Annotated in this window: 20 protein-coding genes and 1 rRNA gene; 8 read left to right on the forward strand and 13 right to left on the reverse strand. The window is 74.0% G+C overall.

Going from position 1 to position 23,938, the window contains the following annotated elements:
• Together ACFUEL_RS12065 and ACFUEL_RS12070 are read right to left on the reverse strand one after the other, a co-directional pair.
• Positions 1-194, reverse strand: a 16S ribosomal RNA gene (locus ACFUEL_RS12065); the annotation flags it as partial.
• 554 nt (positions 195-748) lie between these two features.
• Positions 749-1,753 (reverse strand): stage II sporulation protein M, encoded by a 1,005-nt coding sequence (locus tag ACFUEL_RS12070; protein WP_380236011.1) that lies wholly within the window; start codon positions 1,751-1,753, stop codon positions 749-751.
• Between the two features lie 250 nt (positions 1,754-2,003).
• Here ACFUEL_RS12070 and ACFUEL_RS12075 point away from each other — a divergent pair, with 250 nt between their 5' ends.
• Positions 2,004-3,068, forward strand: coding sequence for an RDD family protein (locus tag ACFUEL_RS12075; RefSeq protein WP_380236012.1), 1,065 nt, complete (start codon positions 2,004-2,006; stop codon positions 3,066-3,068).
• A gap of 6 nt (positions 3,069-3,074) precedes the next feature.
• Here the strand turns inward: ACFUEL_RS12075 and ACFUEL_RS12080 are convergent, their stop codons facing one another.
• A complete protein-coding gene (locus tag ACFUEL_RS12080; protein WP_380236013.1) occupies positions 3,075-3,695 on the reverse strand; it encodes a hypothetical protein in 621 nt (206 codons plus the stop codon).
• 106 nt (positions 3,696-3,801) lie between these two features.
• Between ACFUEL_RS12080 and ACFUEL_RS12085 the strand changes: the two genes are divergently transcribed.
• Together ACFUEL_RS12085 and ACFUEL_RS12090 are read left to right on the forward strand one after the other, a co-directional pair.
• On the forward strand, positions 3,802-4,314 hold the full coding sequence (locus ACFUEL_RS12085) for a SigE family RNA polymerase sigma factor (RefSeq protein ID WP_380236014.1): 513 nt from the start codon (positions 3,802-3,804) through the stop codon (positions 4,312-4,314).
• A complete protein-coding gene (locus ACFUEL_RS12090) occupies positions 4,311-5,363 on the forward strand; it encodes a hypothetical protein (RefSeq protein ID WP_380236015.1) in 1,053 nt (350 codons plus the stop codon). Before ACFUEL_RS12085 ends, ACFUEL_RS12090 begins: the two co-directional genes overlap by 4 nt.
• A 68-nt stretch (positions 5,364-5,431) precedes the next feature.
• Here ACFUEL_RS12090 and ahcY read toward each other — a convergent pair whose 3' ends face one another.
• The 6 genes from ahcY to ACFUEL_RS12120 all read right to left on the reverse strand — a co-directional run bounded on the left by ahcY (position 5,432) and on the right by ACFUEL_RS12120 (position 11,483).
• Positions 5,432-6,880, reverse strand: a complete 1,449-nt coding sequence (ahcY, locus tag ACFUEL_RS12095; RefSeq protein ID WP_380236016.1) for an adenosylhomocysteinase — start codon at positions 6,878-6,880, stop codon at positions 5,432-5,434.
• A 186-nt stretch (positions 6,881-7,066) separates the two neighbouring features.
• Positions 7,067-8,041, reverse strand: a complete 975-nt coding sequence (locus ACFUEL_RS12100) for a cation diffusion facilitator family transporter (RefSeq protein ID WP_380236017.1) — start codon at positions 8,039-8,041, stop codon at positions 7,067-7,069.
• 68 nt (positions 8,042-8,109) lie between these two features.
• On the reverse strand, positions 8,110-9,270 hold the full coding sequence (locus tag ACFUEL_RS12105) for an SIS domain-containing protein (RefSeq protein WP_380236018.1): 1,161 nt from the start codon (positions 9,268-9,270) through the stop codon (positions 8,110-8,112).
• Between the two features lie 33 nt (positions 9,271-9,303).
• Positions 9,304-9,486, reverse strand: coding sequence for a Trm112 family protein (locus tag ACFUEL_RS12110; protein WP_033218405.1), 183 nt, complete (start codon positions 9,484-9,486; stop codon positions 9,304-9,306).
• A gap of 122 nt (positions 9,487-9,608) precedes the next feature.
• A complete protein-coding gene (locus tag ACFUEL_RS12115; RefSeq protein ID WP_380236026.1) occupies positions 9,609-11,000 on the reverse strand; it encodes a phosphomannomutase/phosphoglucomutase in 1,392 nt (463 codons plus the stop codon).
• 120 nt (positions 11,001-11,120) lie between these two features.
• Positions 11,121-11,483 carry a DUF3499 domain-containing protein gene (locus ACFUEL_RS12120; RefSeq protein ID WP_030461916.1) on the reverse strand — a complete coding sequence of 121 codons (363 nt, stop codon included), beginning with the start codon at positions 11,481-11,483 and terminating at the stop codon, positions 11,121-11,123.
• Positions 11,484-11,614: 131 nt separating this feature from the next.
• On the opposite strand from ACFUEL_RS12120, the gene ACFUEL_RS12125 reads away from it, so the two are divergent.
• The gene (locus ACFUEL_RS12125) at positions 11,615-12,061 is read left to right on the forward strand and encodes a metallopeptidase family protein (RefSeq protein WP_380236019.1); all 447 of its coding nucleotides are present in this window, start codon (positions 11,615-11,617) and stop codon (positions 12,059-12,061) included.
• Positions 12,062-12,269: 208 nt separating this feature from the next.
• Here ACFUEL_RS12125 and ACFUEL_RS12130 read toward each other — a convergent pair whose 3' ends face one another.
• The 3 genes from ACFUEL_RS12130 to ACFUEL_RS12140 form a co-directional block, all read right to left on the reverse strand.
• Positions 12,270-13,955, reverse strand: coding sequence for a DUF5719 family protein (locus ACFUEL_RS12130; RefSeq protein ID WP_380236020.1), 1,686 nt, complete (start codon positions 13,953-13,955; stop codon positions 12,270-12,272).
• 6 nt (positions 13,956-13,961) lie between these two features.
• Complete coding sequence (locus tag ACFUEL_RS12135) at positions 13,962-17,792, reverse strand: glycosyltransferase (protein WP_380236021.1); 3,831 nt, start codon at positions 17,790-17,792, stop codon at positions 13,962-13,964.
• 222 nt (positions 17,793-18,014) lie between these two features.
• Positions 18,015-18,287 (reverse strand): WhiB family transcriptional regulator, encoded by a 273-nt coding sequence (locus tag ACFUEL_RS12140; protein ID WP_014136066.1) that lies wholly within the window; start codon positions 18,285-18,287, stop codon positions 18,015-18,017.
• A 755-nt stretch (positions 18,288-19,042) separates the two neighbouring features.
• On the opposite strand from ACFUEL_RS12140, the gene ACFUEL_RS12145 reads away from it, so the two are divergent.
• The 3 genes from ACFUEL_RS12145 to ACFUEL_RS12155 are packed head-to-tail and all read left to right on the forward strand — an operon-like array spanning position 19,043 to position 21,845.
• Positions 19,043-19,552, forward strand: a complete 510-nt coding sequence (locus ACFUEL_RS12145; RefSeq protein WP_380236027.1) for a cysteine dioxygenase — start codon at positions 19,043-19,045, stop codon at positions 19,550-19,552.
• Between the two features lie 20 nt (positions 19,553-19,572).
• Entirely contained in the window at positions 19,573-20,544 is a 972-nt protein-coding gene (gene cofD, locus ACFUEL_RS12150; RefSeq protein WP_380236022.1) for a 2-phospho-L-lactate transferase, read from the forward strand.
• Positions 20,541-21,845, forward strand: a complete 1,305-nt coding sequence (locus tag ACFUEL_RS12155; protein WP_380236023.1) for a coenzyme F420-0:L-glutamate ligase — start codon at positions 20,541-20,543, stop codon at positions 21,843-21,845. Before cofD ends, ACFUEL_RS12155 begins: the two co-directional genes overlap by 4 nt.
• Positions 21,846-22,003: 158 nt before the next feature.
• On the opposite strand, the gene ACFUEL_RS12160 is transcribed toward ACFUEL_RS12155, so the two are convergent.
• A complete protein-coding gene (locus ACFUEL_RS12160) occupies positions 22,004-22,918 on the reverse strand; it encodes a DNA-3-methyladenine glycosylase family protein (RefSeq protein ID WP_380236024.1) in 915 nt (304 codons plus the stop codon).
• Between the two features lie 150 nt (positions 22,919-23,068).
• Here ACFUEL_RS12160 and ACFUEL_RS12165 point away from each other — a divergent pair, with 150 nt between their 5' ends.
• The gene (locus ACFUEL_RS12165) at positions 23,069-23,857 is read left to right on the forward strand and encodes a TIGR03089 family protein (protein WP_380236025.1); all 789 of its coding nucleotides are present in this window, start codon (positions 23,069-23,071) and stop codon (positions 23,855-23,857) included.
• Positions 23,858-23,938 lie beyond the last annotated feature (81 nt).

The raw sequence follows: 23,938 nt of genomic DNA on the forward strand, positions 1-23,938 counted from the left end.
ACCCCCATGCGGGAGAAGGTCGTATCCGGTATTAGACCTCGTTTCCAAGGCTTGTCCCAGAGTTCAGGGCAGATTCCCCACGTGTTACTCACCCGTTCGCCACTGATCCACCCCGAAGGGCTTCACCGTTCGACTTGCATGTGTTAAGCACGCCGCCAGCGTTCGTCCTGAGCCAGGATCAAACTCTCCGTGAATGCTTCCACGAAAGAGCGGCACGGCAACCACCGGAATAGGGCGGCCCCGCGCACTGCGTCCTCGCTAGTGTTTTACTTCAAAAGGAATCTCCAACCCCGACGAGACGTCGAGGCCGGGGATGTCAACATATCTGGCGTTGACTTTTGGCACGCTGTTGAGTTCTCAAGGAACGGACGCTTCCTTCGACCGGCCTTCCGACCGTATCTCCGGGCGCTTCGTTCTTTCGTGTTCCCAGCTTATCAGAGGTTTTTCGCTCCGATTTCCATTCCCGCTGGGGTGGGAATTCCTTCGACTTCGCTGCAGACCTTATCAAAAGCTCTGCACTGCTCGGCTTCGGGGTTTTGCCTGACCGGGCCAGCATCCTCTCGGACGCGCTGCCTCGATTTGGCGGTGTCGTAGACACTACGCCTGGGCCGACCGTGTGTCCAGTCGCTCCCAACCGTTCAAACCTACTAGCCCATAGGAATCACGTCAATGGTCCCGCCGGGTTGATCATCAGGCTACCAGGTTTGCCAGGGCACCCGTGACCACGCCACGCCGCAGGGGCCGGCGGTCAGCCGACCATGGGCTGGTGGTCGGTGCGGTCGGCGGCCTCGACGTCGCCGATCTCGCCGCCGGTGGCGGCGCGCTTGCCGAGGACCAGGGCGTAGACCAGGAAGAGCGCCTCGACGGCGATGCCCATGCCGATGCGGAGCCAGCTGGGGAGGGCGGAGCCGGTGACGAAGCCCTCGATGAAGCCGGTGACCATCAGGACGACGGTAAGGCCGATGACGGAGCCGATGACGGCCCGGCCCTCCTCGGCGAGGGCGACCGCGCGGGTGCAGGGGCCGGGGTCGATGACGGTCCAGCCGAGGCGGAGGCTGAGGCCGCCGGCGACGAAGATGGCGGTCAGTTCGAGCAGGCCGTGCGGGATGAGCAGGCCGAGGAAGAGCTGGAGGTGGTCGGCGGAGGCCATCATGCCGATGCCGCCGCCGAGGTTGAAGACGTTGGTGAGCAGGATGAGCAGGACCGGGATGCCGAGCAGGACGGCCGAGATCAGGCACTTCGCGGCGACCCAGGCGTTGTTGGTCCACACCTGGGCGGCGAAGTTCGCCGACGGGTGATCGGTGTAGTAGCTCTCGAACTCGCCGCCGGACTTGGTGAGTTGCTCGTACTGCTCGGGCGACATGATGGCCCTGACGATCTCGGGGTGGGTGCCTATCCACCAGGCGATCACGGCGCTGAGGACGAAGGAGACCGCGCCGACGGTGAGCCACCAGCGGCGGGCCCGGTAGAGGAGCGCGGGGAAGCTGACGGTGAAGTAGCGGGCGGCGTCGCGCCAGGAGGCGGCGCGGGCGCCGGCGACGGCGTTGCGGCCGCGGACGACCAGGGTGGTGAGCCGGCCCTCGACGCCGGGGTGCGGGGCGGTGGCCTGGACCTGGGCGAGGTGGCTGGTGGCGCGCTGGTAGAGGGTGATCAGCTCGTCGGACTCCTCGCCGGTGAGGCGGCGGCGACCGCTGAGGACCTCCAGACGGTGCCATTCCGCCTGGTGGGCGGCGACGAAGACGTCCAGGTCCATGACGGCTCTCTCCGGGGGCGCGGCGGGGCTGACGGCGGCCGCTGGTTGGTGTGCGGCCGGGCTGTTGCGGGGCTTAGCTTGCCAGAGCGGGCGGCGGGTGCGTCAGGGTTGTCGGGAGTGTGATTCCGAGGGGCGGTCCGGGGTTACCCGCCGGGGGTGCACGGCCTTATGTTTGCCGCTGTTGATGGAGGGGGTCGGGTCGTGCGACGCGGGGTCGCCGGCGGGCCGCGGAGCGGAGTGGGTGGGTGGCGTGAGCGAGCTGGTGACCGGTGAGGCGGTCGTCCTGGGGCTGCGGACGGCGAGGCTGCCGTCCCGGGCCCTGGCCAGGCTGCTGGACTGGGCCGTGTACATGCTGGCGTTCTTGATCCTGACCCTCGGCCTGCTGCTGGGGCTCTCCGACCTGGAGGATGCGGCCCGCCAGGCGCTCACGATCGTGGTCCTCGTGTTCTGCACGGTGCTGCTGCCCACGCTGATCGAGACCCTCTCGCAGGGGCGCTCACTGGGGAAGCTCGCGCTGGGGCTGCGGGTGGTGCGGGCGGACGGCGGTCCGATCCGGTTCCGGCACGCGCTGGTGCGGGGGCTGGTCGGGGTCATCGACTTCGGGATGCTCGCGATGCCGGCGGTGGTGTCCTCGCTGTGCTCCGCGGAGGGGCGCCGGCTCGGCGACATCTTCGGCGGGACGATGGTGATCCGCGAGCGGCTGCCGCAGGAGGCCCGGAACCAGGGGGCGGTGCCGCCGGTGCCGCCGCAGGTGATGCACGCGCTGGGCGCGGACCTGGTGGCGCTGGACCTGTCCGCGGTGCCGGACGGCCTGTGGCTGTCCGCGCGCCAGGTGCTGGGCCGGATGCAGGAGCTGGACGAGCCGGTGGCGGTCGCGCTGGGCGACCGGCTGGCCGGGGAGATGGTGCAGCGGACGGGGTGGCCGGTGCCGGCGGGGCTGCCGCCGCTGGTGTACCTGGGGGCGGTGCTGATGGAACGGCAGCGCCGGGAGTGGGAGCGGGCCTCGGCGGCGGCGTACGCGGTGTACACGGCGCAGCTGGCGCAGCAGACCCGGCAGGCGCAGGCCGCGGCGCCGACCCAGACCGTGCCCGCCCAGGCCGTGCCGGGACCGCCGGTGCGGCAGCTCGGGTACCCGCAGGCGCCGCAGCAGGCCCCGGCCACCCCCCAGGTCCCCCAACCCCTCCAGGCCCCCCAGGCGGCACCCGCCGCACCGGCCGCACCCGCAGCACCGACCGCACCCGTACCGCTCACCAAGCCCGCCGTCGCGGACGAGGCGCCGGCCGCGGGCGGCGGCGGGTTCGTGCCGCCCGCGTAGCCGGGCTCAGGCGTCGCGGCGCGGGTTGGGCGGCGAGTCGAGTTCTTCGAGGTCGATGCCGGGGGCGCCGAGCAGGACGTCCCCGGTGAGGTGGAGGTCGCGGACCTCGCCGGTGTCGAGGTCGGTGATCCGGTAGTGCTCGACGGGGAGCGGGCCGCTGTCGGTGGGGTGGTCCTGGACGGAGTGGAGCTGCCACCCCTGGTCGAAGGTGCGGGGGGCGAGGGCGTCGCCGGTGAAGGAGACCAGGCGGATCCGGGCGCTGCCGCCGGGGTCGAGGGCGAGCAGCCGGGCGGTGGCGACCAGGAAGGCCGGGGAGTCGCCGGTGAAGGCGTGCGCCCGGTCCTCCCCCTCGGTGGCCTCCCCGCCGCCGGCGGCGTCGGCGCGGACCCAGTGGACGCCGTCGAGCGCGCCGCCGCGGACCTGCCAGCCGCCGGAGCGGAGTTCGAGCCGGATCGGGCGGTGGCGGGCGTCCAGGGTGAGGTCGGTGGTGCCCTGGACGGTGCCGTCGGGGCGGTAGCGCTTGGCGACGTAGCGCCAGCCGGCGGGGCCGGGGGCGCACTGGAAGCGCTCCTCGCCGAGCGGGGTTCCGTCGTGCGGGTCGTGGAGGGAGTAGCGGCCGTTCGGCATGGGGGGAAGCCTACGTAACCGGGTGCAACCTTCCCGGGGGCGGGCGGCATCAGGGGGGCGGTGGTGCGGCCGCACCGCCGGTCTTGGGGAAGGAGGGGCTGCCGGGATGGCGGAGCTGACGCGGGACGAGGAGTTCACCGCGTTCGTGGCGTCCAGGGCGGTCTGGCTGCGGAAGGTCGCGTACCTGCTGTGCGCGGACTGGCACCGCGCGGACGACCTGGTGCAGGAGAGCATCACCAAGCTGTACACCCACTGGGGGCGGGCGGGCCGGGCGGAGAACCGGGACGGCTACGCGCGGACGGTGCTGGTGAACACGTTCCTGGCCGAGCAGCGCACCGCGTGGTGGCGGCGGACCAGGCCGGCGGCGCGGACCCCGGAGCGGGCGGCGGCCGCGGGGCCGGACCTGGCGGTGTCGCTGGACCTGCGGGAGGCGCTGGCGGGGCTGCCGCCGCGGCAGCGGGCGACGGTGGTGCTGCGCTACTACTGCGATCTGTCGGTCGAGCAGACCGCGGCCGAACTGGGGTGTTCCAGCGGCAATGTGAAGAGCCAGAGTTCGCGGGCGCTGGAGGCGCTGCGGCGTTCGCCGACGCTGCGCGCGGCGGGGAGGTCAGGGGCATGAGCGGGGAAGGCGGGGAGCTGTCCGTGCGGATGGCGCGGTACGTGGCGGTGGAGGAGGAGAAGGCGCCGCCCTCGCGGGTGGATCCGGCGCTGGCGGTGCGGCGGGGCCGGGCGGTGCTGCGGCGGCGGACGTGGGCGGTGGTGTCGGCGGCCGCGGCCGCGGCGGTGGTGCTGTCGGCGGGGTCGTTCGCGGTGCTGGGATCCGGGGGCGGGGCGGATCCGGCGGGGACCGGGGTCCCCCGGCAGGGCCGGTCGCCGTCCGGGGGGAACGCGGCGACGGGGCGAACGGTGCTGACGGTGCCGGGCAGGTTCGGCTGGCTGCCGGATTCGGTGACGACGGTGGAGTACCGGGCGGACTCCACGGGGGTGTCCGTGGTCGCCGGGGGTGCGGACGCGGACGCCGGGGGGCGGTTCCACCTGACGGCGTTCCCGGAGGGGGTGGTCCCGGACGTGGATCCGCTGATCGGTGGCGGGGACGGGCTGCGGCTGGCCGCCCCGCCGGTGAACGGGCAGGATGCCTACTGGGTCTCGACGACCGACCAGGGGTACGCGCTGGCGATGAACGTACTGCGGTTCCGCGGCACGAACGGCGTCTGGTTCGAGCTGGACAGTACGGGGCTGGGCGGGGCGGACCGGCAGGAGGTTCCGCTGCGGGTGGCGGCGGGGGTGGTCCCGGGCCGGTACACGCCGCCGATGCCGTTGGCACTGTCCACGCTGCCGGTGCGGGCGCTGGTGACCGGGGCGGAGCTGTCCCTGCCGGTGCGGGCGGACGGCGGCTGGCGCGCGTCGGTGGAGCTCCGGGAGGAGGGCGGCCCGTACCTGCGGGTCTCGGTCGAATCGGAGGGGTCGAGCGGGTCGGCGGCTCCGGATGGGACTCCGACGTGGGCGGTCGACCACCAGTCGTGCGACTCCGCGGGCGGGGTGCGCCGGTGCGCCGCCGCGATGCAGTCGGTGGCGGGCTCCGGGGTGGGTGATCCGGCGGCGTGGCTGGACCGGGTGGTGGCGCGCGGCACGGACGAGGCCGCCTGGTCGGTCGACGTGCTGCCGTAGCGGTCCCGGACGCGCCGGTGCCCCGGCACTCCCCCGCGCGGGGGGTGTGCCGGGGCACCGGGGCGCTGTCAGTAGCGGTACTGCTCGGCCTTGTACGGGCCCTCGACCGGGACGCCGATGTAGTCGGCCTGCTCCTGGGTGAGGGTGGTGAGCTTGACGCCCAGCGCGTCCAGGTGGAGGCGGGCGACCTTCTCGTCCAGGTGCTTGGGCAGCACGTACACGCCGACCGGGTACTGCTCGGTCTTGGTGAACAGCTCGATCTGCGCGATGGTCTGGTTCGCGAAGGAGTTGGACATCACGAAGGACGGGTGGCCGGTCGCGTTGCCGAGGTTGAGCAGGCGGCCCTCGGAGAGCACGATGATCGTCTTGCCGTCGGCCTTGCGCCACTCGTGGACCTGCGGCTTGACCTCGGTCTTCACCACGCCGGGGAGCTTGGCGAGGCCGGCCATGTCGATCTCGTTGTCGAAGTGGCCGATGTTGCCGACGATGGCCTGGTGCTTCATCCGCTCCATGTGCGAGGCGAGGATGATGTCCTTGTTGCCGGTGGTGGTGATGAAGATGTCGGCGATCCCGACGACGTCCTCCAGGGTGGTGACCTGGTAGCCGTCCATCGCCGCCTGGAGGGCGCAGATCGGGTCGATCTCGGTGATGATGACCCGGGCGCCCTGGCCGCGGAGCGACTCGGCGCAGCCCTTGCCGACGTCGCCGTAGCCGCAGACGACGGCGACCTTGCCGCCGATCAGGACGTCGGTGGCGCGGTTGATGCCGTCGACCAGGGAGTGGCGGCAGCCGTACTTGTTGTCGAACTTCGACTTGGTGACGGCGTCGTTGACGTTGATGGCCGGGAACAGCAGCTTGCCGTCGCGGTGCATCTCGTACAGGCGGTGGACGCCGGTGGTGGTCTCCTCGGTGACGCCCTTGATGGTGGCGGCGACCTCGGTCCACTTCTGCGGGGTCTCGACCAGGGTGCGGTTGAGGAGCTCCAGGATGATCCGGTACTCGTCGTTGTCCGCGGTGTCGGGCGACGGCGCGGCGCCGGCCTTCTCGAACTCGACGCCCTTGTGGATCAGCAGGGTGGCGTCACCGCCGTCGTCCAGGATCATGTTGGGGGTCTGGCCGTCGGGCCAGGTGAGCGCCTGCTCGGTGCACCACCAGTACTCCTCCAGGGTCTCGCCCTTCCAGGCGAAGACCGGGACGCCCTGCGGGGCCTCGGGGGTGCCGTTCGGGCCGACCGCGATGGCGGCGGCGGCGTGGTCCTGGGTGGAGAAGATGTTGCAGGAGCACCAGCGGACCTCGGCGCCGAGGGCGGTGAGGGTCTCGATCAGGACGGCGGTCTGCACGGTCATGTGCAGCGAGCCGGTGATCCGGGCGCCGGCCAGCGGCTGGGCGTCGGCGTACTCGGCGCGGATCGCCATCAGGCCGGGCATCTCGTGCTCGGCGAGCTGGATCTCCTTGCGGCCGAACGGGGCGAGGGAGAGGTCGGCGACCTTGAAGTCGCCGGTGGGCTGGTTCGACATGCGGACTCCTCCTGGGAAGGGCCTGGTTACGGGTGTGCTGAGCGGCAGAGGGCGCGCGGGAGCGACCCTCTGCTGCGGCACAATCCGTCGGAGGACCTCTCTCCCTCGACCGGAGCCCGCTCCGATCGACCGCCATCAGCAGCGACGTTTGGCACTGCTGACGAATCTACACCGATCGGACGCGGCTCAGTGGGCGTTCCGGCCCGGTCCGCCCGGGGTGGCGTCCGCGTCGGGGCCCGCGAGGGCCTTCTCCTCGGAGTAGATGTCCGGTTCCAGGTAGATCGCGCGGGCGATCGGCACGGCCTTGCGGACCCGCACCTCGGCGTGGTCGATCGCCTCGGCGATCACCGCGGCGCTGTCCTCCGCGTTGACCCCGATCTTGGCGGCGACCAGCAGTTCCTCGGGGCCGACGTGCAGGGTGCGCATGTGGATCACCGAGGTGACGGTGTCGTGGTCGACCAGCGCCTCGCGGATCTTCGCCACCACGTCGGTGTCGGCGGACTCGCCGATCAGCAGCGACTTGGTCTCCAGCGCCAGCACCAGCGCAATGACCACCAGCAGCACGCCGATACACAGGGTGCCGATGCCGTCCCAGACCGCGTCGCCGGTGGCGACGGTCAGGCCGACGCCGCCCAGCGCCAGCACCAGGCCGATCAGCGCGCCGGTGTCCTCCAGCAGCACGACCGGCAGCTCGGGGGCCTTGGCCCGGCGGATGTACGCCGACCAGCCGTGCTGGCCCTTGTCCTTCGACGCCTCCTTGTAGGCGGTGAGGAAGGAGTAGCCCTCCAGCAGGATGGCGAACACCAGCACGCCGACCGGCCAGTACCAGTTCTCCAGCTCGTGCGGGTGGGCGATCTTCTCGTAGCCCTCGTAGATCGCGAACATGCCGCCGATGCTGAACAGCACGATCGAGACCAGGAACCCGTACACGTACCGCTCGCGGCCGTAGCCGAACGGGTGCTCCTCGGTGGCGGCGCGCTGCGAGCGCTTGCCGCCGACCAGCAGCAGCACCTGGTTGCCGGAGTCGGCGATCGAGTGCACGCCCTCGGCGAGCATCGAGGACGACCCCGAGAACGCGAACGCCACGAACTTGCTGACCGCGATCCCCAGGTTCGCGGACAGTGCCGCGACCAGTGCCTTGGTGCCGCCTTCGGTACTCAACCCGGTACGTCCCTCCGCGCGGGCCCGGGGCTTTGCCGGGCCTTTGTTGACGAGGGGACGATACCGTGTCAGCCCCGGGTGGCCAGGCCCAGGTACACCGCCGCGAAGTCGGTCAGGCCGATCAGCTCGGCCAGCGCCTGCACCGGGTCCTCCTGCGCGGAGGTCTGTTCGGTGATCCGGACCTCGTGCGCGGTGGCCAGCCGGCGGGCCCGGGCGACCGGCCAGCCGGGCTGTTCGAGCTCGGCGGCGCCGGGGGTGTGCCGGAGCAGCAGCACCTGCAGCTGGAACGGCACCGGCTCGTCGACCCGGTCGCGGAAGAAGTCGTCCGGTTCGCCGCCGAGTCCGCCGGCGAACATGCCGCGGTGCGCGGTCAGCGCCTGCGGGAGGCGGGCGGCCAGTGCGGGCAGGCCGGCCCGGTCGGCCAGCGCGGCGGCGAACCGCTCCCCCGCGGCGGCGGCCGGGGCGCCCTCGGCCCACAGCAGCGGGACGGTGTCGGCCAGCCGGGCGGCCAGCGTCTTCGCCGGGTTGTCGTACGCGTGCGCGTCGGGGCGGCAGCGCACCGCGACCTCGTCGAGCCGGTCGGCGGCGGCCTCCAGCGCGCCGGGGGCGAGCTGGGCGGCGCCGATCCGGTCGGCCAGCGCCAGCAGCGGGGCCAGGAAGGCCCACAGCGCGGTCGGGTCCTCGGCCGGGAGGTCGGGCTCGGCGTCGGAGCCCTCCGGCTCCACCGCGCTGGGCTCGAAGGGCAGCGGCAGGGCGCGCACCTGGAGCGCCGCCTCGAACAGTTCGGAGCCCTCGGGCGCGATCACCGCGATCGCGCAGCCGCGGCCGTACGCCTGCTCGGCCAGGTTGATCAGGCCGCCCTCGCGGCCGTTCTCGCTGGCCACCACGATCAGGTCCAACGGGCCCGCCCAGCCGGGCAGTTGCCACGTCCCGCCGTCGGTGAAGGCGAAGCCGCCGGGGCGGGCGTCGGACGTCGGCAGCGGCCAGACCTGGCAGCTGGGCACGGCGAGCGCGGCCAGCACGGCGGCGGCGGTCAGCACGGCGCCGTGGCCGGCCACCAGCACCGCGCGCGGCCGGCCGTCCGGGTTCAGGGTGTGGACGCCGGCCGCGTCGGCCCGGCGCAGCGCGATCCGGATCCGGGCACCCGCGCCGGCCAGCGCCAGCAGCTCGCGCCGCCGGTCGGCGCGCTGCACGGCGGCCGGGTCGTCGAGCAGGGAGTCGTCGAACATGGCGGCTGGCCTCCAGCGGCGGGCGGGGCGGGGTCAGGACGGGCGGCGGGCCTCGTCCACCAGCAGGACCGGGATGCCGTCGCGCACCGGGTAGACCAGGCCGCAGCCCTCGCCGGTGCAGCGCAGCTCGTGCGTCTCGCCCTCGGTCTCCTCGGCCAGCGGGGAGCGGCACTCCGGGCAGACCAGGATCTCCAGCAGGAAGGACGGCAGGCTCATGGCGGTCGACTCCGGGGGTTCGGGCAACGGTGCGGGAAGCCGGTGACACAGCAGTACCCCGGCCGGTGGCAACCCTACCGGCCGGGGCACGGGAAAAGTCAGCGGCGGGCTGACCGGGGCGGTCAGCCGCGGACGATCGCCAGCACGCCGTCGCGCAGCTCGGCCATCTTCGCCGGGTCCTTGGCCTCGGCGTTCAGGCGCAGCAGCGGCTCGGTGTTGGAGGCGCGCAGGTTGAACCACCAGTCCGGGCCGGCCACGGTGAGGCCGTCCAGCTCGTCGGTGGTGACGCCCTCCAGGCCGGCGTAGGCGGCGCGCACCTTCTCGGTGGCGGCGGCCTGGTCGGCGACGGTGGAGTTGATCTCGCCGGAGGCGGCGTACCGCTCGTACTTGGCGGTCAGCGCGGACAGCGGGCCGTCCTGCCCGCCGAGCGCGGCCAGCACGTGCAGCGCGGCCAGCATGCCGGTGTCGGCGCGCCAGAAGTCGCGGAAGTAGTAGTGCGCGGAGTGCTCGCCGCCGAAGACCGCGTCGGTGACGGCCATCTCCTGCTTGATGAACGAGTGGCCGACCCGGGTGCGGACCGGGACGCCGCCGAGGTCGCGGACCACCTCGGGCACCGTCCAGGAGGTGATCAGGTTGTGGATGATCGTCGGGTTGGCCTCGCCGGCGGCCTGGGCGCGGGCGATCTCGCGCTCGGCGACCAGGGCGGTGATCGCGGACGGGGAGACCGGGTCGCCGTTCTCGTCGATCACGAAGCAGCGGTCGGCGTCGCCGTCGAAGGCCAGGCCGATGTCGGCGCCCACCTCGCGGACCTTGGCCTGCAGGTCGACCAGGTTGGCCGGGTCCAGCGGGTTGGCCTCGTGGTTGGGGAAGGTGCCGTCCAGCTCGAAGTACATCGGGACGACGTCCAGCGGCAGGCCGTCGAAGACGGTGGGCACGGTGTGGCCGCCCATGCCGTTGCCCGCGTCCACCGCGACCTTGAGCGGGCGGATCGCGGTCAGGTCGACCAGCTTGCGCAGGTGTCCGGCGTAGCCCTCCAGGGTCTCCTTGGCGGACAGCGCGCCCACGGCGGCGACGTCGGCGGCCGGGACGTGCACCTTGCCGTCCTCGTCGAGCCAGGACTCGACCAGTTCGCGGATGTCGGACAGCCCGGTGTCCTGGCCGACCGGGGCGGCGCCCGCGCGGCACAGCTTGATGCCGTTGTACTGGGCCGGGTTGTGCGAGGCGGTGAACATCGCGCCGGGCAGGTCCAGGCTGCCGCTGGCGTAGTACAGCTGGTCGGTCGAGCACAGCCCGATCTCCACCACGTCGGCGCCGCGGGAGGCGGCGCCCTCGGCGAAGGCACGGGACAGCGAGGGCGAGGACGGGCGCATGTCGTGGCCGACGACCACCGCGCCACCACCGACCACCTCGACGAAGGCCGCACCGAAGGCGTACGCCAGCGACTCGTCCCACTGGTCAGGCACGACGCCCCGGACGTCGTACGCCTTCACAAGCTGCTTGAGGTCCCGCACCAGAATGCTCCCGTGTGTGTGCTGCGACGTGCTGCGGACGTACCGGACGCATCCGTCCGAACCGCAGAGGGGCAGCGTACCCGGACCCGGGGAACGGCCGGTGCCGCCGTCCGGGCCCGCGGGTCAGCTCTCCGGGGAGCGCAGCACCCGCAGGTGCCCCCGGCGGCCGGACTCGCCCTCGGGCGGCGGTCCCTGGCGCGGCGTGCGCTCCTGCGGGCGGGCCGCCTCGCGCACCGCGTTGGCCAGCGCCTCCAGGTCGTCGCTGCTGCGCCGCAGCGGCCCGGTGTCGCCCGCCAGGCGGACCACGTCCCAGCCGCGCGGGGCCGTCAGGCGCTCGGCGTGCTCGGCGCACAGGTCGTAGCAGTGCGGCTCCGCGTACGTCGCCAGCGGGCCGAGCACCGCGGTGGAGTCCGCGTAGACGTACGTCAGCGTCGCCACGGCCGGACGGCCGCACGCGGTCCGCGAACAACGACGTACAGAGCTCACGAGGGTGGACGGTACCGCAAGTCGGACCGGCCCGCGAAGACCCGCCCCCCGGCTCGCGTGTCCCGTCGCCGTTACGCGCCGTGCTGGAGTGGTCCACTTCCGGGCATCCAGGGACTACGCTCGACACTGCTATGGACAGCTCCACACCCTCGTCCCCGCCCGGCCCCGGTCGCCGCAAGCACCGCGACCGGCACGGCCGCGGCCTGCGCGGGCCACTGGCCCCGCCGCAGGTGCCCATCTCGCTGACCCGGTCCGAGCTCTTCGACGACTACGTCCGGGAGTCCATGGAGCGGCTGGTGCGGCGCTGGCCGCAGTTGGAGGACGTGGAGTTCGCCGTCCTGGAGGTGCCGCTGCCCGTCAAGGGCGAACCCGAGCCGGACACCGTCCCGCTCGGCCGGGCCGTCCCGGCGGAGCGGGGCCGGCGCAGCCGGATCCTGGTCTACCGGCGGCCGGTCGAGATCCGCGCCAAGTCCCGGGAGGACCGGGCGGCGCTGGTGCACGAGATCCTGATCGAGCAGGTCGCGGAGCTGCTCGGGCTCTCGCCGGACGCGATCGACCCGCGCTACGGCGAGGAGTAGCCCGGCGGGACGCGCACATACAGGGACTCGGGCACGAACGGCGGGACGCGCACAATCAGGGGCCCGGGGAACGGCGGGGCCGTGCTGCTGGCGGCCGGAGCCCATCGAAGTGTCCGTGCTGCTGCGTCGTAGTGACAGAACCGCCAGCAGACCCGGGCTCGCCGTTCCCCGAGCCCCTGGCGGTGCTCCCCTGTGCCCCTGGCGGGGCTTACCCGAGGACGATGCCCGGGTCGGCGGCGACGTGCGGGACCTCCACGGTGGCGTGGTCGTCGCGGAACTGCTGGGTGGTGAAGGTGGGGACGTCCTTGGTGACGGCGCTGAGTTGGCGGGTGGCCAGGACGGGGCCGCCGCCGAGGGTCTGGAGGGTGAGGGCGTAGGGGCCGTTCGCGCCCTCGGGGTCGATGCCCTCGACGGTGACGGTGGTGCCGGCGGGGACGTCGACGTCCTTGGTGGCGGGGTTGCCGCCGCTCGCGCCGGCCGAGCTGGTGACCTTGACCTTGGCGTCGGTGTCGACGGCGGTGAGGATCAGCTTGGTCTGGCCGGCCCGGTTGTCGGCGATCGAGGCGCGGGCGCCGACCGGGGAGCCGCCGGAGAGCCAGGTGGCCTCGGTCTTGCCCTTGTTCTCGCGGTCGACCCGCAGGCCGGCCACGATCGGGGTGGGGTGCTCCTGGTTGGTGGGGGTGAGCCGGATCGCGCTCGCGCCCTCGCGGTTCTCGGCGCTGAACTGGAAGTCGAGGGTGGCGGTCATGCCGGCCTTGACGTGGATGGTCTCCTTGCCGGCGGGCGTGAACCAGCCGTTCTTGCCGGAGAGTTGGACCTTGAGGTCGGCGTCGTCGGCGGAGTCGGTGGCGACCACCAGGTGGGCGGTGGTGACGTCGTCGGGGATGCCGGGGACGGTGACGCTCGGGGCGGGGTCGGCGGAGGGCTCCAGCCAGTCGGTGCCCTTGTTGGTGTCGATGGCGTGGACGCCGGCGCCGATGCGGCCGCTGCGGGTGACGATGTGCAGGGCGAGGTCGTCGACGGCGCCCTTGGTGTAGCTGCTGAGCAGGAGCCGCTGGGACTGGCCGGGGGCGACCGCGATGCCGGTGGCGAGTTCGTTGTCGATGGCGCCCTTGTCGCCGTACATGTGCAGGTCGACGACGGCGGGCAGGCTGTCGGCGTTGACCAGGGTGACGTAGTCGGTCCGGTTGCCGCCGGTGCTCGCGCCGGCGAACCAGAAGCTGGTGCCGGAGGGGACGCAGTCGGCGCCGGAGAGGCTGGTGCCGCCGTTCTCGGAGGTGGTGACCTGGGTGGCGGTGAAGCCGGGGGCGAGGTTGCCGGTGGCGATCGCGAAGCTGCCGGGGGCCTCGTCGTTGTTGGCGGCGGGGCCGGTCGCCGGGACGCCGGGCTTGGCGAGGGAGACCCGGGCGTCCAGCACGGGGGCGGCGGGGGCCGACGGGCTGCCGGAGGGCTGCCCGGACGGGGCGTCGGACGGGGTGCCGGAGGGGGCGTCGGACGGGGAGCCGGAGGGCTGGGCCGACGCGGCGGGCTGCGCGAGGTTCTGCGCGGCGAGCACGTTGTCGGCGTTGGCCTCGGCGAGCCGGCCGGTGCCGGCGCTGCCGGTGCCGCCCTCGGGACTGAACAGGGTGAGGCTGGTGGAGCCGGTGACGCCCTGCATCGGCGGCGGGCAGACCAGCGAGCTGCGTTCGACCTGCGCGGTGGTGCGCGTGCCGCCGGCGGCGGTGGCGGAGGTGGCGGGCTGGCGCAGTTCGGCGACGCCGAACACCAGGCCGAGCACGGCCACGCCGGCCAGCAGGGACTGGCCGGTGCGGCTGCCGCCGGCCACCGCGCTCAGGTCGGGTGCCTTGAGCTTGGGGGCCTTGAACGTGGGCGCCTTCAGGGTGGGCTTCTTCATCGCGGGTCAGCTCCCCGTCCCGGGCTGCTGCGGGTGGCCGCCGCCGTAGGGGTCGTTGGGGTCGTAGTAGGTGGTGGGCTGCTGCTGTTCGGGCAGCCAGGGCTGCTGCTGCTGTCCGTCCTGCTGCGGGTAGCCGGCGGCGTACGGGTCGGTCCAGCCCTGGGCGGGCGGGGTGTCGTAGCCGTACGCCTGCTGCTGCTGGCCGTACTGGTCGTAGCCGTCGCCCTGGTAGGGCGCGCCGACGGGCTGCTGGGTGTAGTCGTAGCCGTAGTTGTCGCCCTGGTAGCCCTGCTGCTGGTACGGGTCGGCCTGGTAGGGGTCGGCCTGGTACGGGTCGGCGAAGGTCTCGGGTTCCGGCTGGTAGGGCGCGGGTTCGGGTTCGCCGGCGGACTGGGGCGGGACGCCGGGGGCGTAGACGCCGGGTTCGGCCGGCGCGTCCTCGCCCTCGCCGCGTTCGGCGAGGCGGCGGGCCCGGCGGCTGCCGGGGGCGGGCGCCTGGGCCTGGGCCTGGGCGGCGAGCGCCTGGGCGGCGGCGACGTCCTCGGGGAGGTCGTCGTCGTTGGTGTTGCGGCGGCCGGGCAGGGCGAGGATCAGGACGACCGCGCCGAGCGCGATCCGGCCCCAGGCCCAGGCGGTGTGGACGGCGCCGCCGGTGCGGGTGACGTCGAGCCGGCCGCCCTCGGCGGGGAGGGTGAAGCCCTGGGCCCAGCCGTCCACGGTGACGGCCGTAAGCGGCTTGCCGTTCAGGGTGGCCTGCCAGGCGGGGTCGGCCTGTTCGGCGAGCCGGAGCTGGCGGCCGGCCGGTCCGGCCGGGATGGTGGTCCAGATGTCGTGCTGCCCGGCGGCGACGGTCACCGGGACGGTGCCGGGGCTGGTGATCTGCGCCCGGCTGCCGGGGACGCTGTTGATCTGCCACAGGCCGGTGCCGTTGTCGAGGCTGAGCCGGACGATCCCGGGCGTGGTGTCCAGCACGTCGCGGACCTTGGCGATCACCGGGTCCTTCACCTGGATGTAGCTGATGCCGTACCCGGCGAGGGTGCGGGCCAGGTCGCCGCCGGAGCCGGCGAGCAGCTTGGCGGTGAGCTGGGACAGCTGTCCGTCGGCGGCGGCGTCCACGGTGCCCTCGGCCTGGCCGGTGGTCAGGCCGGCGCCGCGCACCAGCGCGTACCGGACGGAGACGCCCTCGGCGTCGCCGGTGACGGTCAGGGTGCGGGAGCGGTCGGTGGTGTTGCCGGACTCCGCGATGAACGCCGGGACCTGCGCTTCGGTGCCGCGCCGCAGCGGGCCGTCGGCGCCGGTGACCGCCCACCAGACGGCGGTGCCGACCGGGGCGAGCACGGCGGCGGCGAGCACCAGGGCGGCGACCGGCTGGCGCCAGCCGAAGGCGATGCCGGAGACGCGGGCGTTGGCGCCGTCGGCGCCGATCGCGGCGGCGGCCAGCAGTGCGACGCCGGCGAGCAGGGTGGCGGGGCCGGCCCAGGCGGCGGTCTGCGGGCCGCCGGAGGCGGGGGTGACGCTGGTGCCGGCCACCACGACGGAGAAGACCAGCCCGGCGGCGGCGGCGCCCCAGGCGGCCAGCACGGCGCGGCGGCGGTCGGCGCGCAGCAGGGCGGCGAGCGCGGCGAGCACCACGCCGGCGGACAGCCAGACGGGGGGCGTTCCGGCGCCGCCGGGGTTGACCAGGACCAGGCCGAGCGGGTCGGCGGCGGGACCGTTGAAGCCGGGGACGCCGGCCTCCAGCAGCAGCCGGGACGGGTTCGCCAGCACCTGGAGCGACCAGGGGGCGAGCACCAGGACCGGCAGGCCGAGGATCACCGCGATGCGCAGGCCGAGCAGGCGCACCGCCTGCACGCCGGAGCCGAACGCGCCGCCGCGGAGCACCGCGTGGACCAGTGCGGCCAGGCAGAGCGGGACGGCGATGGCCCAGGTGAGCGGGACGAAGGCGGTGCTGACGGTGAGCAGCAGGACGGTCATCCAGGCGGAGCGCCAGCCGGGGCGGGCGCCCTTGGCGGCGGTCTCCTTGCGGATGCCGAGGCCGGCGGTGATCGCGGCGGCGCGGGCCAGCGGGGGCAGCAGCACGGCGAGCACGGCGGTGCCGATCCGGCCCTGGGCGAGCGCGCCGGTGGCGGCGGGCAGCACCGCGTAGGTGGCGCTGGCCCAGGCGCGGACGGCCTTGGAGGCGATCAGCGGCCGGGAGACCAGGTAGGCGCTGACCGCGGCGAGCGGCACCGAGAGCACCACGATCAGGGTGAGCGCGAGGTCCGCGTGGTCGAACAGCGCCCAGGACAGCACGGACAGCACCGCGAGGTAGGGCGGGTGGTCGGCGGTGGAGCCGGTGCCGACGGGGTGCCAGGGCGCGGCGTACATGTTCCACAGCCCGGCGGCGCCGTCCGCGGCGGGCAGCAGGGCGCCGCCCTGGAGGTAGCCGGAGCCGACCAGGTCGCGGCAGGCGGCCAGGGCGAACACCAGCAGGGCGGCGAACAGCACCGGGGCCGGGCGCCGCACCAACTTCTTGAGCAGCGCGAACTGTTCGACCACCAGGTCGTCGGTGTCCTCGTCGCCGGGGCCGGACTCGACCGAGCCGTGCCGGCCGCCGGTGTCGTCGGCGCCGCCGATGCCGAGCGAGGAGACGACGTTCTCGACGGCGAGCCGGACGGTGGCGCCGGGGGCCGGGAAGAGCGTGCGGTCGTCCAGCGAGTCGACCGAGCGGGTCTTGCGGCGGCGGGCCCGGGAGGCCATCAGCCGTGGCAGGCGCAGCAGTTCGTGGCCGAGGCCGGCGATCTCGTCGTACGCCTGCCGGGGGTCCTTGCCGACCAGGTTGACGACCACCCGCAGGACGGTGCCGAGGATCAGCCGGAGCAGGACGTACGGGAAGAGCAGGCCCTTGGAGTTGGCGAGCAGGGTGTAGACGGCGCCGGCCTTGTCGACCCGGTGCGGGTGGGCGGGGGCGCAGTCGATGGTGCGGCGTTCGCGGCTGGCGGCCTCGGCGTGCCGGAGGACGGCGTCGGGGGCGACCACGACGCGGTGGCCGGCGGCGTTGACCCGCCAGCAGAAGTCGGTGTCGTCCCGCATCAGCGGCAACGCCCGGTCGAAGCCGCCGAGTTCCTCGAACACGTCGCGGCGCACCAGCATGCCGGCGGTGGAGACGGCCAGCACCGGGCGGACCTGGTCGTGCTGGCCCTGGTCCTGCTCGCGGCGGTCGAGGCCGGTCCAGCGGCGGCCGGAGCGGGCGATGGTGACGCCGACCTCCAGCAGCTGCCTGCGGTCGTACCAGGAGCGGAGCTTGGGGCCGACCACGGCGGCGGTCGGGGTGGAGTCGGCGACCTGGAGCAGGCGGCGCAGGGCGTCGGTCTGCGGTTCGCAGTCGTCGTGCAGCAGCCAGAGCCACTCGACCGGCCGGGTCTCGCGCGGTCCGCCGCGGCCGAGCTCGTCCTCGCCCGCGAGCGGGTCGCCGAAGTCGTCCCAGCCGCCGGTGACCGGGTCGTAGCCGGACGGGTCGAGGCTGTAGGAGAGGTCCTCGGGGCGCAGCGGGGGGCTGTTGAAGACGGCTTCGCCGACGGCGCGGCCGAAGCCGACCCGGCGGCCGAGGACCTGCGGGCCGCTCTCGGGGAGCCAGTCGCCGAGGGTGTCGGCGAGCAGTTGGGGGGAGTTGTCGGTGGAGCCGGTGTCCACGGCGAGGATGCGCTGGACCTGCCGGTCCTGGCCGAGCAGTCCGGCGAGTGCCTGAGGCAGCCAGCGGGCGCCGTCGTGCGAGACGATCACCGCGGTGACCAAGTGGCGCGGGTAGGCGGGCGGCCTGGCAGCGGAGAAGCCGCTCTGGTGGCTGTAGACAGTCATCGGGTGCGCGGACCACCGGTTCGGGTTTGACGGCAGATGACGCACCACACTAACGGCTCCGGGTGGCGCGATCGTCCCCGGTGTGTGTGAAAAGACGGTGCAGCGGGTATCGCGTCCGGCGGCTCGGAGCCCGGCCCGGGGGCCCGGGGGCCGCCCGGGGAATGCGAAAGCGCCCCGCCTGTGGGGTGGGGCGCCGGCACGGGTGTGGCTGGTGCGGAGGGGTCAGACCGCGCTCTTCTTGAGACGGCGGCGTTCGCGCTCGGACAGGCCGCCCCAGATGCCGAACCGCTCGTCGTTGGCGAGGGCGTACTCCAGGCACTCGGCCCGGACCTCGCACGCCAGGCAGACCTTCTTGGCCTCCCGGGTGGATCCGCCCTTCTCGGGGAAGAAGGACTCGGGGTCGGTCTGGGCGCACAACGCGCGCTCCTGCCAGCCGAGTTCCTCTTCATCTTCCTCGATGCCCTCACCGATCAACAGCTCAAAGAGCTCGCTCATTCTGGCGCGCCTCCTCTGCCCCTCTTGGCGTCCCCGTGGTGTTGCCGTTGCCGGTGCGGCGGAACGACACGAGAGAAATTACAGTTGCGTCACTCTGGCCTAGTCAAGCCGAGCTCTGGTATTGGGCCAAGGATTCACTCCCCGGAACCAAGCCACTACGAATAGTGTACATATCCGGACAACCCGGACACCTTGCCTGGCTCCTGACCGACCCTCAGGCCGCACTGCCGCTCCCGTCCGGGGCGGTCCGGGGCGATCTCAGGGCGTCCCTTCCCGGGGTTTACGGCTTCGAAACCTTAATGAGCGCTTATCACCCCATCCGGTGGTTCGGAGCGGATGTGACCCGAATGTCCGTCAGCTCGCCTTGACACTGGAGGGTCGGTTGCGGTCTGCTTGCCCGCATGTCAGAGTTCCCGGCCACCTCCGCCGACCGGCGCCGCCAGGCGCTCCTCGGTGCTGCCGCGAACTCCTCGTGTTGTCGCCGCTGTCTCCGCTGTATCTAGGCGCCCGCGTCCCACCGCGCGCCGCCCCGGAACAGAGGCCGACCGCGCGACAGTCCCCCCTGAACGTTCTCGCGGCCCCGGCTGATCCCCTTCCGCAGCCGAACCCGAGGACGTCACCCCGTGCGAATGCCCCGCCTCCGCAAGCGCAACCGCGACCGCAAGCGCTTTCCCGCGCCCCTCTCCGTGCCCGCCCCGCTCCCGGCCCCCCGCTGGGCCGACGGCCTGAGCGACGTGTCCATCGCGGGCGACCCGATGGCCTTCCCGCACCTGGCCCGCACCGACCTGCCCGCGCACCCCACCACGCTCGGCGGCTACGCCCGGCTGGTCCGCGAGATCGCCGCCGACCGCGCCCGCTGGGAGCCGCTGGTCCGCTACGACGCACTGACCCGCTGGTACGCCCGGCTGGAGACCGGCCCCGGCTACGAGGTCTGGCTGCTGAGCTGGCTGCCCGGCCAGTCCAGCGGCTTCCACGACCACGGCCGCTCCTCCGGCGTGATGACCGTCCTCGCGGGTGAGCTCGCCGAGCGCTCGCTGACGGCCGGCGGCGAGGGCTCGCGCGCGCTGGGCCCCGGCGGGCTGCGGGTGTTCTCCACGGGTTACCTGCACGAGATGGTCAACGCCTCGCTGGAGCCCGCGGTTTCCCTCCACCTCTACACGCCCGGCCTGGTCGAGATGAACCAGTACCCGGCCGCCGCCGGCGCACCGGCCGCCACCGCCGCCGACCCGGCCGCCGCGCACCCGGAGCGTCACTGGGCGCACTGACGCGCTGGCAGGATGAAGCCATGCGAATCACTGCGTTGGCGGGCGGGATCGGCGGAGCCAGGTTCCTGCGCGGGCTGCGGGCGGCCCTCACGCCCGAGGACCGGATCACCGTGATCGGGAACACCGGGGACGACATCCACCTGCACGGCCTGAAGGTCTGCCCCGACCTGGACACCGTGATGTACACCCTCGGCGGCGGCATCCACGAGGAACAGGGCTGGGGCCGGGCCGACGAGACCTGGTCGATCAAGGAGGAACTGAAGGCGTACGGGGTCGGGCCCGACTGGTTCGGGCTCGGCGACCGGGACTTCGCCACCCACATCGTCCGCACCCGGATGCTCGCCGCCGGCTACCCGCTGTCCGCCGTCACCGAGGCGCTGTGCGACCGCTGGCAGCCCGGCGTGCGGCTGCTGCCGATGAGCGACGACCGGGTCGAGACGCACGTCCGGATCACCGACGCGGACGGGCCGCGGGTGGTGCACTTCCAGGAGTACTGGGTGCGGCTGCACGCCGCCGTCGAGGCCGAGGCGATCATCGCGGTCGGCGCCGAGGACGCGAAGCCCGCGCCCGGCGTGCTGGAGGCGATCGCCGAGGCCGACCTCGTCCTGCTGCCGCCGTCCAACCCGGTGGTCTCGATCGGCACCATCCTCGCCGTGCCCGGCATCCGCGAGGCGGTCGCCGCCGCGAGCGCCCCCGTGGTCGGCCTCTCCCCCATCGTCGGCGGCGCCCCCGTGCGCGGCATGGCCGACAAGGTGCTGGCCGCCGTCGGCGTGGAGACCGGGGCGGCGGCCGTCGCCCGGCACTACGGCGCGCGCCGCGACGGCGGGCTGCTGGACGGCTGGCTGGTGGACACCTCGGACGCCGCCGCGGTGGACGAGGTGGCCACCGCCGGGATCGCCTGCCGGGCCGTCCCGCTGCTGATGAGCTCCGTCGAGGCCACCGCCGAGATGGCGCGCGCCGCGCTGGCGCTGGCCGCGGAGGTCGCCGCGTGAGCGGGAGCGAGGGGCTGCACGTCCTGCCGGTGCGCGGGCTGCCGGAGATCGCGGCCGGCGACGACCTGGCCGAACTGATCGCCAAGGCGGGCCGGTTCGAGGACGGCGACGTCGTGGTGGTCACGTCCAAGGTGGTCTCCAAGGCCGAGGGGCGGCTGGTGCGCGCCGACGACCGGGAGGCCGCGATCGACGCCGAGACCGTCCGGGTGGTCGCCCGCCGCGGCCGCTCCCGGATCGTCGAGAACCGCAACGGCCTGGTGATGGCCGCGGCCGGGGTCGACGCGTCCAACACCCCGCCCGGCACGATCCTGCTGCTGCCGGTCGACCCCGACGCCTCGGCCCGGCGGCTGCGGGCCCGGCTCCAGGAACTGACCGGGCGGCGGCTGGCCGTGCTGATCACCGACACCTTCGGCCGGCCCTGGCGCAGCGGGCTCACCGACGTCGCGATCGGCGCCGCCGGGCTGTCCGTCCTGGAGGACCACCGCGGCCGCTTCGACAGCCACGGCAACGAACTGCGGCTCACCATCACCGCCACCGCCGACGAACTCGCCGCCGCCGCCGACCTGGTCAAGGGCAAGGCCACCGGCACCCCGGTCGCGGTCGTCCGCGGCCTGGCCGGGCTGGTCACCGCGGACGACGGGGAGGGCGCGCGCCGGCTCGTCCGCTCCGCCGGGCAGGACATGTTCCGGCTCGGCACCTCCGAGGCCGTCCGCGAGGCGGTCACCCTGCGGCGCACGGTGCGCGCCTTCACCGACGAACCCGTCGACGGCGGCACGGTGCGGCGGGCCGTCGCCGCCGCGGTCACCGCCCCCGCCCCGCACCACACCACCCCCTGGCGGTTCGTCCTGCTGGAGACGGCGGAGGCCAGGACCGGGCTGCTGGACGCGATGCTCGCCGCCTGGCGGCGGGACCTGCGGGAGCTCGACGGCTGGAGCGAGGAGCGCATCGCCCGGCGCACCGCCCGGGGCGAAGTGCTGCGCGGCGCACCGTACTTGATCGTTCCGTGCCTGGTCATGGACGGCTCGCACGACTACCCCGACGAGCGGCGGGCCGCCGCCGAGCGGGAGATGTTCGTGGTCGCGGCCGGCGCCGCCGTCCAGAACCTGCTGGTCGCCCTGGCCGGCGAGGGGTACGGCTCGGCGTGGGTCTCCTCCACGATGTTCTGCCGCGACACCGTCCGCGAGTCGCTCGGCCTCCCGGCGGACTGGGACCCGATGGGCGCGGTCGCGGTGGGGCGGGCGGCACAGGAGCCGCGGGAGCGTCAGGCCCGGGACGCGGACGCCTTCCTGACCGTGCGGTGAGAGGGGAGCACCGCCAGGGGCTCGGGGAACGGCGAGGCCCAGGCTGCTGACGGTTCACTGCCGGTGCGTGCCGCCGCTTCCGGTTCTGTTCACGCACGCAGCAGCACGGACTCGCCGTTCCCCGAGCCCCTGTCGGGGCTCTCCCGGGCCCCTGATTTCTACCGTCCGCGGTGGTCGTTGGGGGCGAGGCGGGGGCCGTACTTCGGGGGGCGGGCTCCGGTGAGGGGGAGGATGCGGCACAGGCGGTGGCGGTGGGGGCGGTAGGGCTCCAGGAGGGCGAGCATCTGGGCGTCGTCGCTGCGCGGGCGGCCGGCCAGGGCCCAGCCGACGGTGTTGGGGAGGTGGAAGTCCCCGACGGAGACCGCGTCGGCGTCGCCGTTGCTGCGCTGGAGGGTCTCGGCGGCGGTCCAGGGGCCGATGCCGGGGACGGCGGTGAGGCGGGCGAAGGCGTCCGCCGGGGGCATCGCGGCGGCCTGTTCGAGCCGGGCGGCCAGGCGGACGGCGCGCAGGACGGTGGCGGAGCGCTTGGGGTCGACGCCGGCCCGGTGCCAGGCCCAGCTGGGGACGAGGGTCCAGTCCCGGGCGGAGGGGACGACCCGCATGCCCAGGTCGGCGGCCGGGCCGGGGGCCGGGGTGCCGTGGTCGCGGAGCAGGGCGCGCCAGGCGCGGTACGCCTCCATGGTGGTGACCTTCTGCTCCAGGACCGCCGCGACCAGGGACTCCATCACCAGGCCGGTGCGGGTCAACCGCAGCCCGGGGCAGGAGCGTTGGGCCTCGCGGAGCGGTCCGGGCGGGAGGGTGAGGCCGGCCGGGTCGTCGTGCGCGCCGAGCATTGCGGGGAGCTGTTCGAGCAGCCAGCCGCCGCCGGGGCCCCAGCCGGTGGCGTCGATCTCGGTGGTGCGCTGGACGATCCGCAGGGTGCCCGGCCCGTCGGGGGTGCGGGAGGCGCGCCAGACCGCGCCGTCGGGGGTGCGCCGGAAGGCCGGGTCGCCGGTGCCGCGCTGCAGCGGGAAGAGGGTGCGGCCCAGGTCGAGCGGGTAGCCGGGCCGCCACTTCCTGGTCTGGGCGGGCATCGCGGCGTCCTCGGGGTTCGGGGTCGGGGGCCCCGGGGTCCGGGGCGGGGCACCGGTGAGCGTAACGCGGTGCGGTGTCACGGCGCGGCGCTCCGACCGGCCGGGCACCCTCCCGTCCGGCGGGGGGCAGGACGTAGGCTGAGTCGCACCATGACTGCGCCTTTCGCTGCCGACGCCCGCACCCCCGCAGAGCTGCTGCAGGCATTCCTGCGCCCGGGGTCCGCTGCCGACCCGTCCCGCCCGTTGGTGACCTTCTACGACGACTCGACCGGGGAACGGGTCGAGCTGTCGGCGAAGACCTTCGACAACTGGGTGGCGAAGACGGCCAACCTGCTGCAGGACGAGCTGAACGCCTCACCGGACGACCGGGCCGCGCTGCTGCTGCCCGCGCACTGGCAGAGCGCGGTCTGGCTGCTGGCCTGCTGGTCGGTGGGCGTGGTGGCGGTGCCGCAGGGCGAGCCGAAGGACACCGACCTGGTGGTCTCCGGGCCCGACGGGCTGGCGGCCGCCCAGGAGTGTCCGGGCGAGCGGGTGGCGCTGGCGCTGCGCCCGCTGGGCGGGCGGTTCCCGCAGCGGCCGGACGGGTTCCTGGACTACGCGGCGGAGGTGCCGGGGCAGGGCGACCGGTTCGCCCCGTACTCGCCGGTGGACCCGCAGGCGGTGGCGCTGGAGACGCTGGTGGACGGGCTGCCGCTGAAGCTGACCGGCGAGCAGGCGGTGGCGCTGGCCCGGGAGGGCGCGGCGCGGCTGGGCCTGGACAGCGGCAGCCGCGTCCTGTCGACGCTCTCCTTCGACGACTGGGCGGGCCTGGAGGCGGGCCTGCTGGCGCCGCTGGCGGCCGGGGCCTCGGTCGTGCTGTGCCGCAACTCCGAGCAGTTGACGGAGGACCAGTGGCAGAGCCGGATCGACTCCGAACGGGTGACTCTGCGCCTCGGTTGACGCCCGGCGCCCCGGGGCGGGTAGTCCTGGGGTGATGGCAGTGGAGTGCGCCGGCGGCGCGCCCCGCCCGGCGGATCGAAC

This window comes from Kitasatospora sp. NPDC057198 (assembly GCF_042670125.1).
GTDB lineage: Bacteria > Actinomycetota > Actinomycetes > Streptomycetales > Streptomycetaceae > Kitasatospora.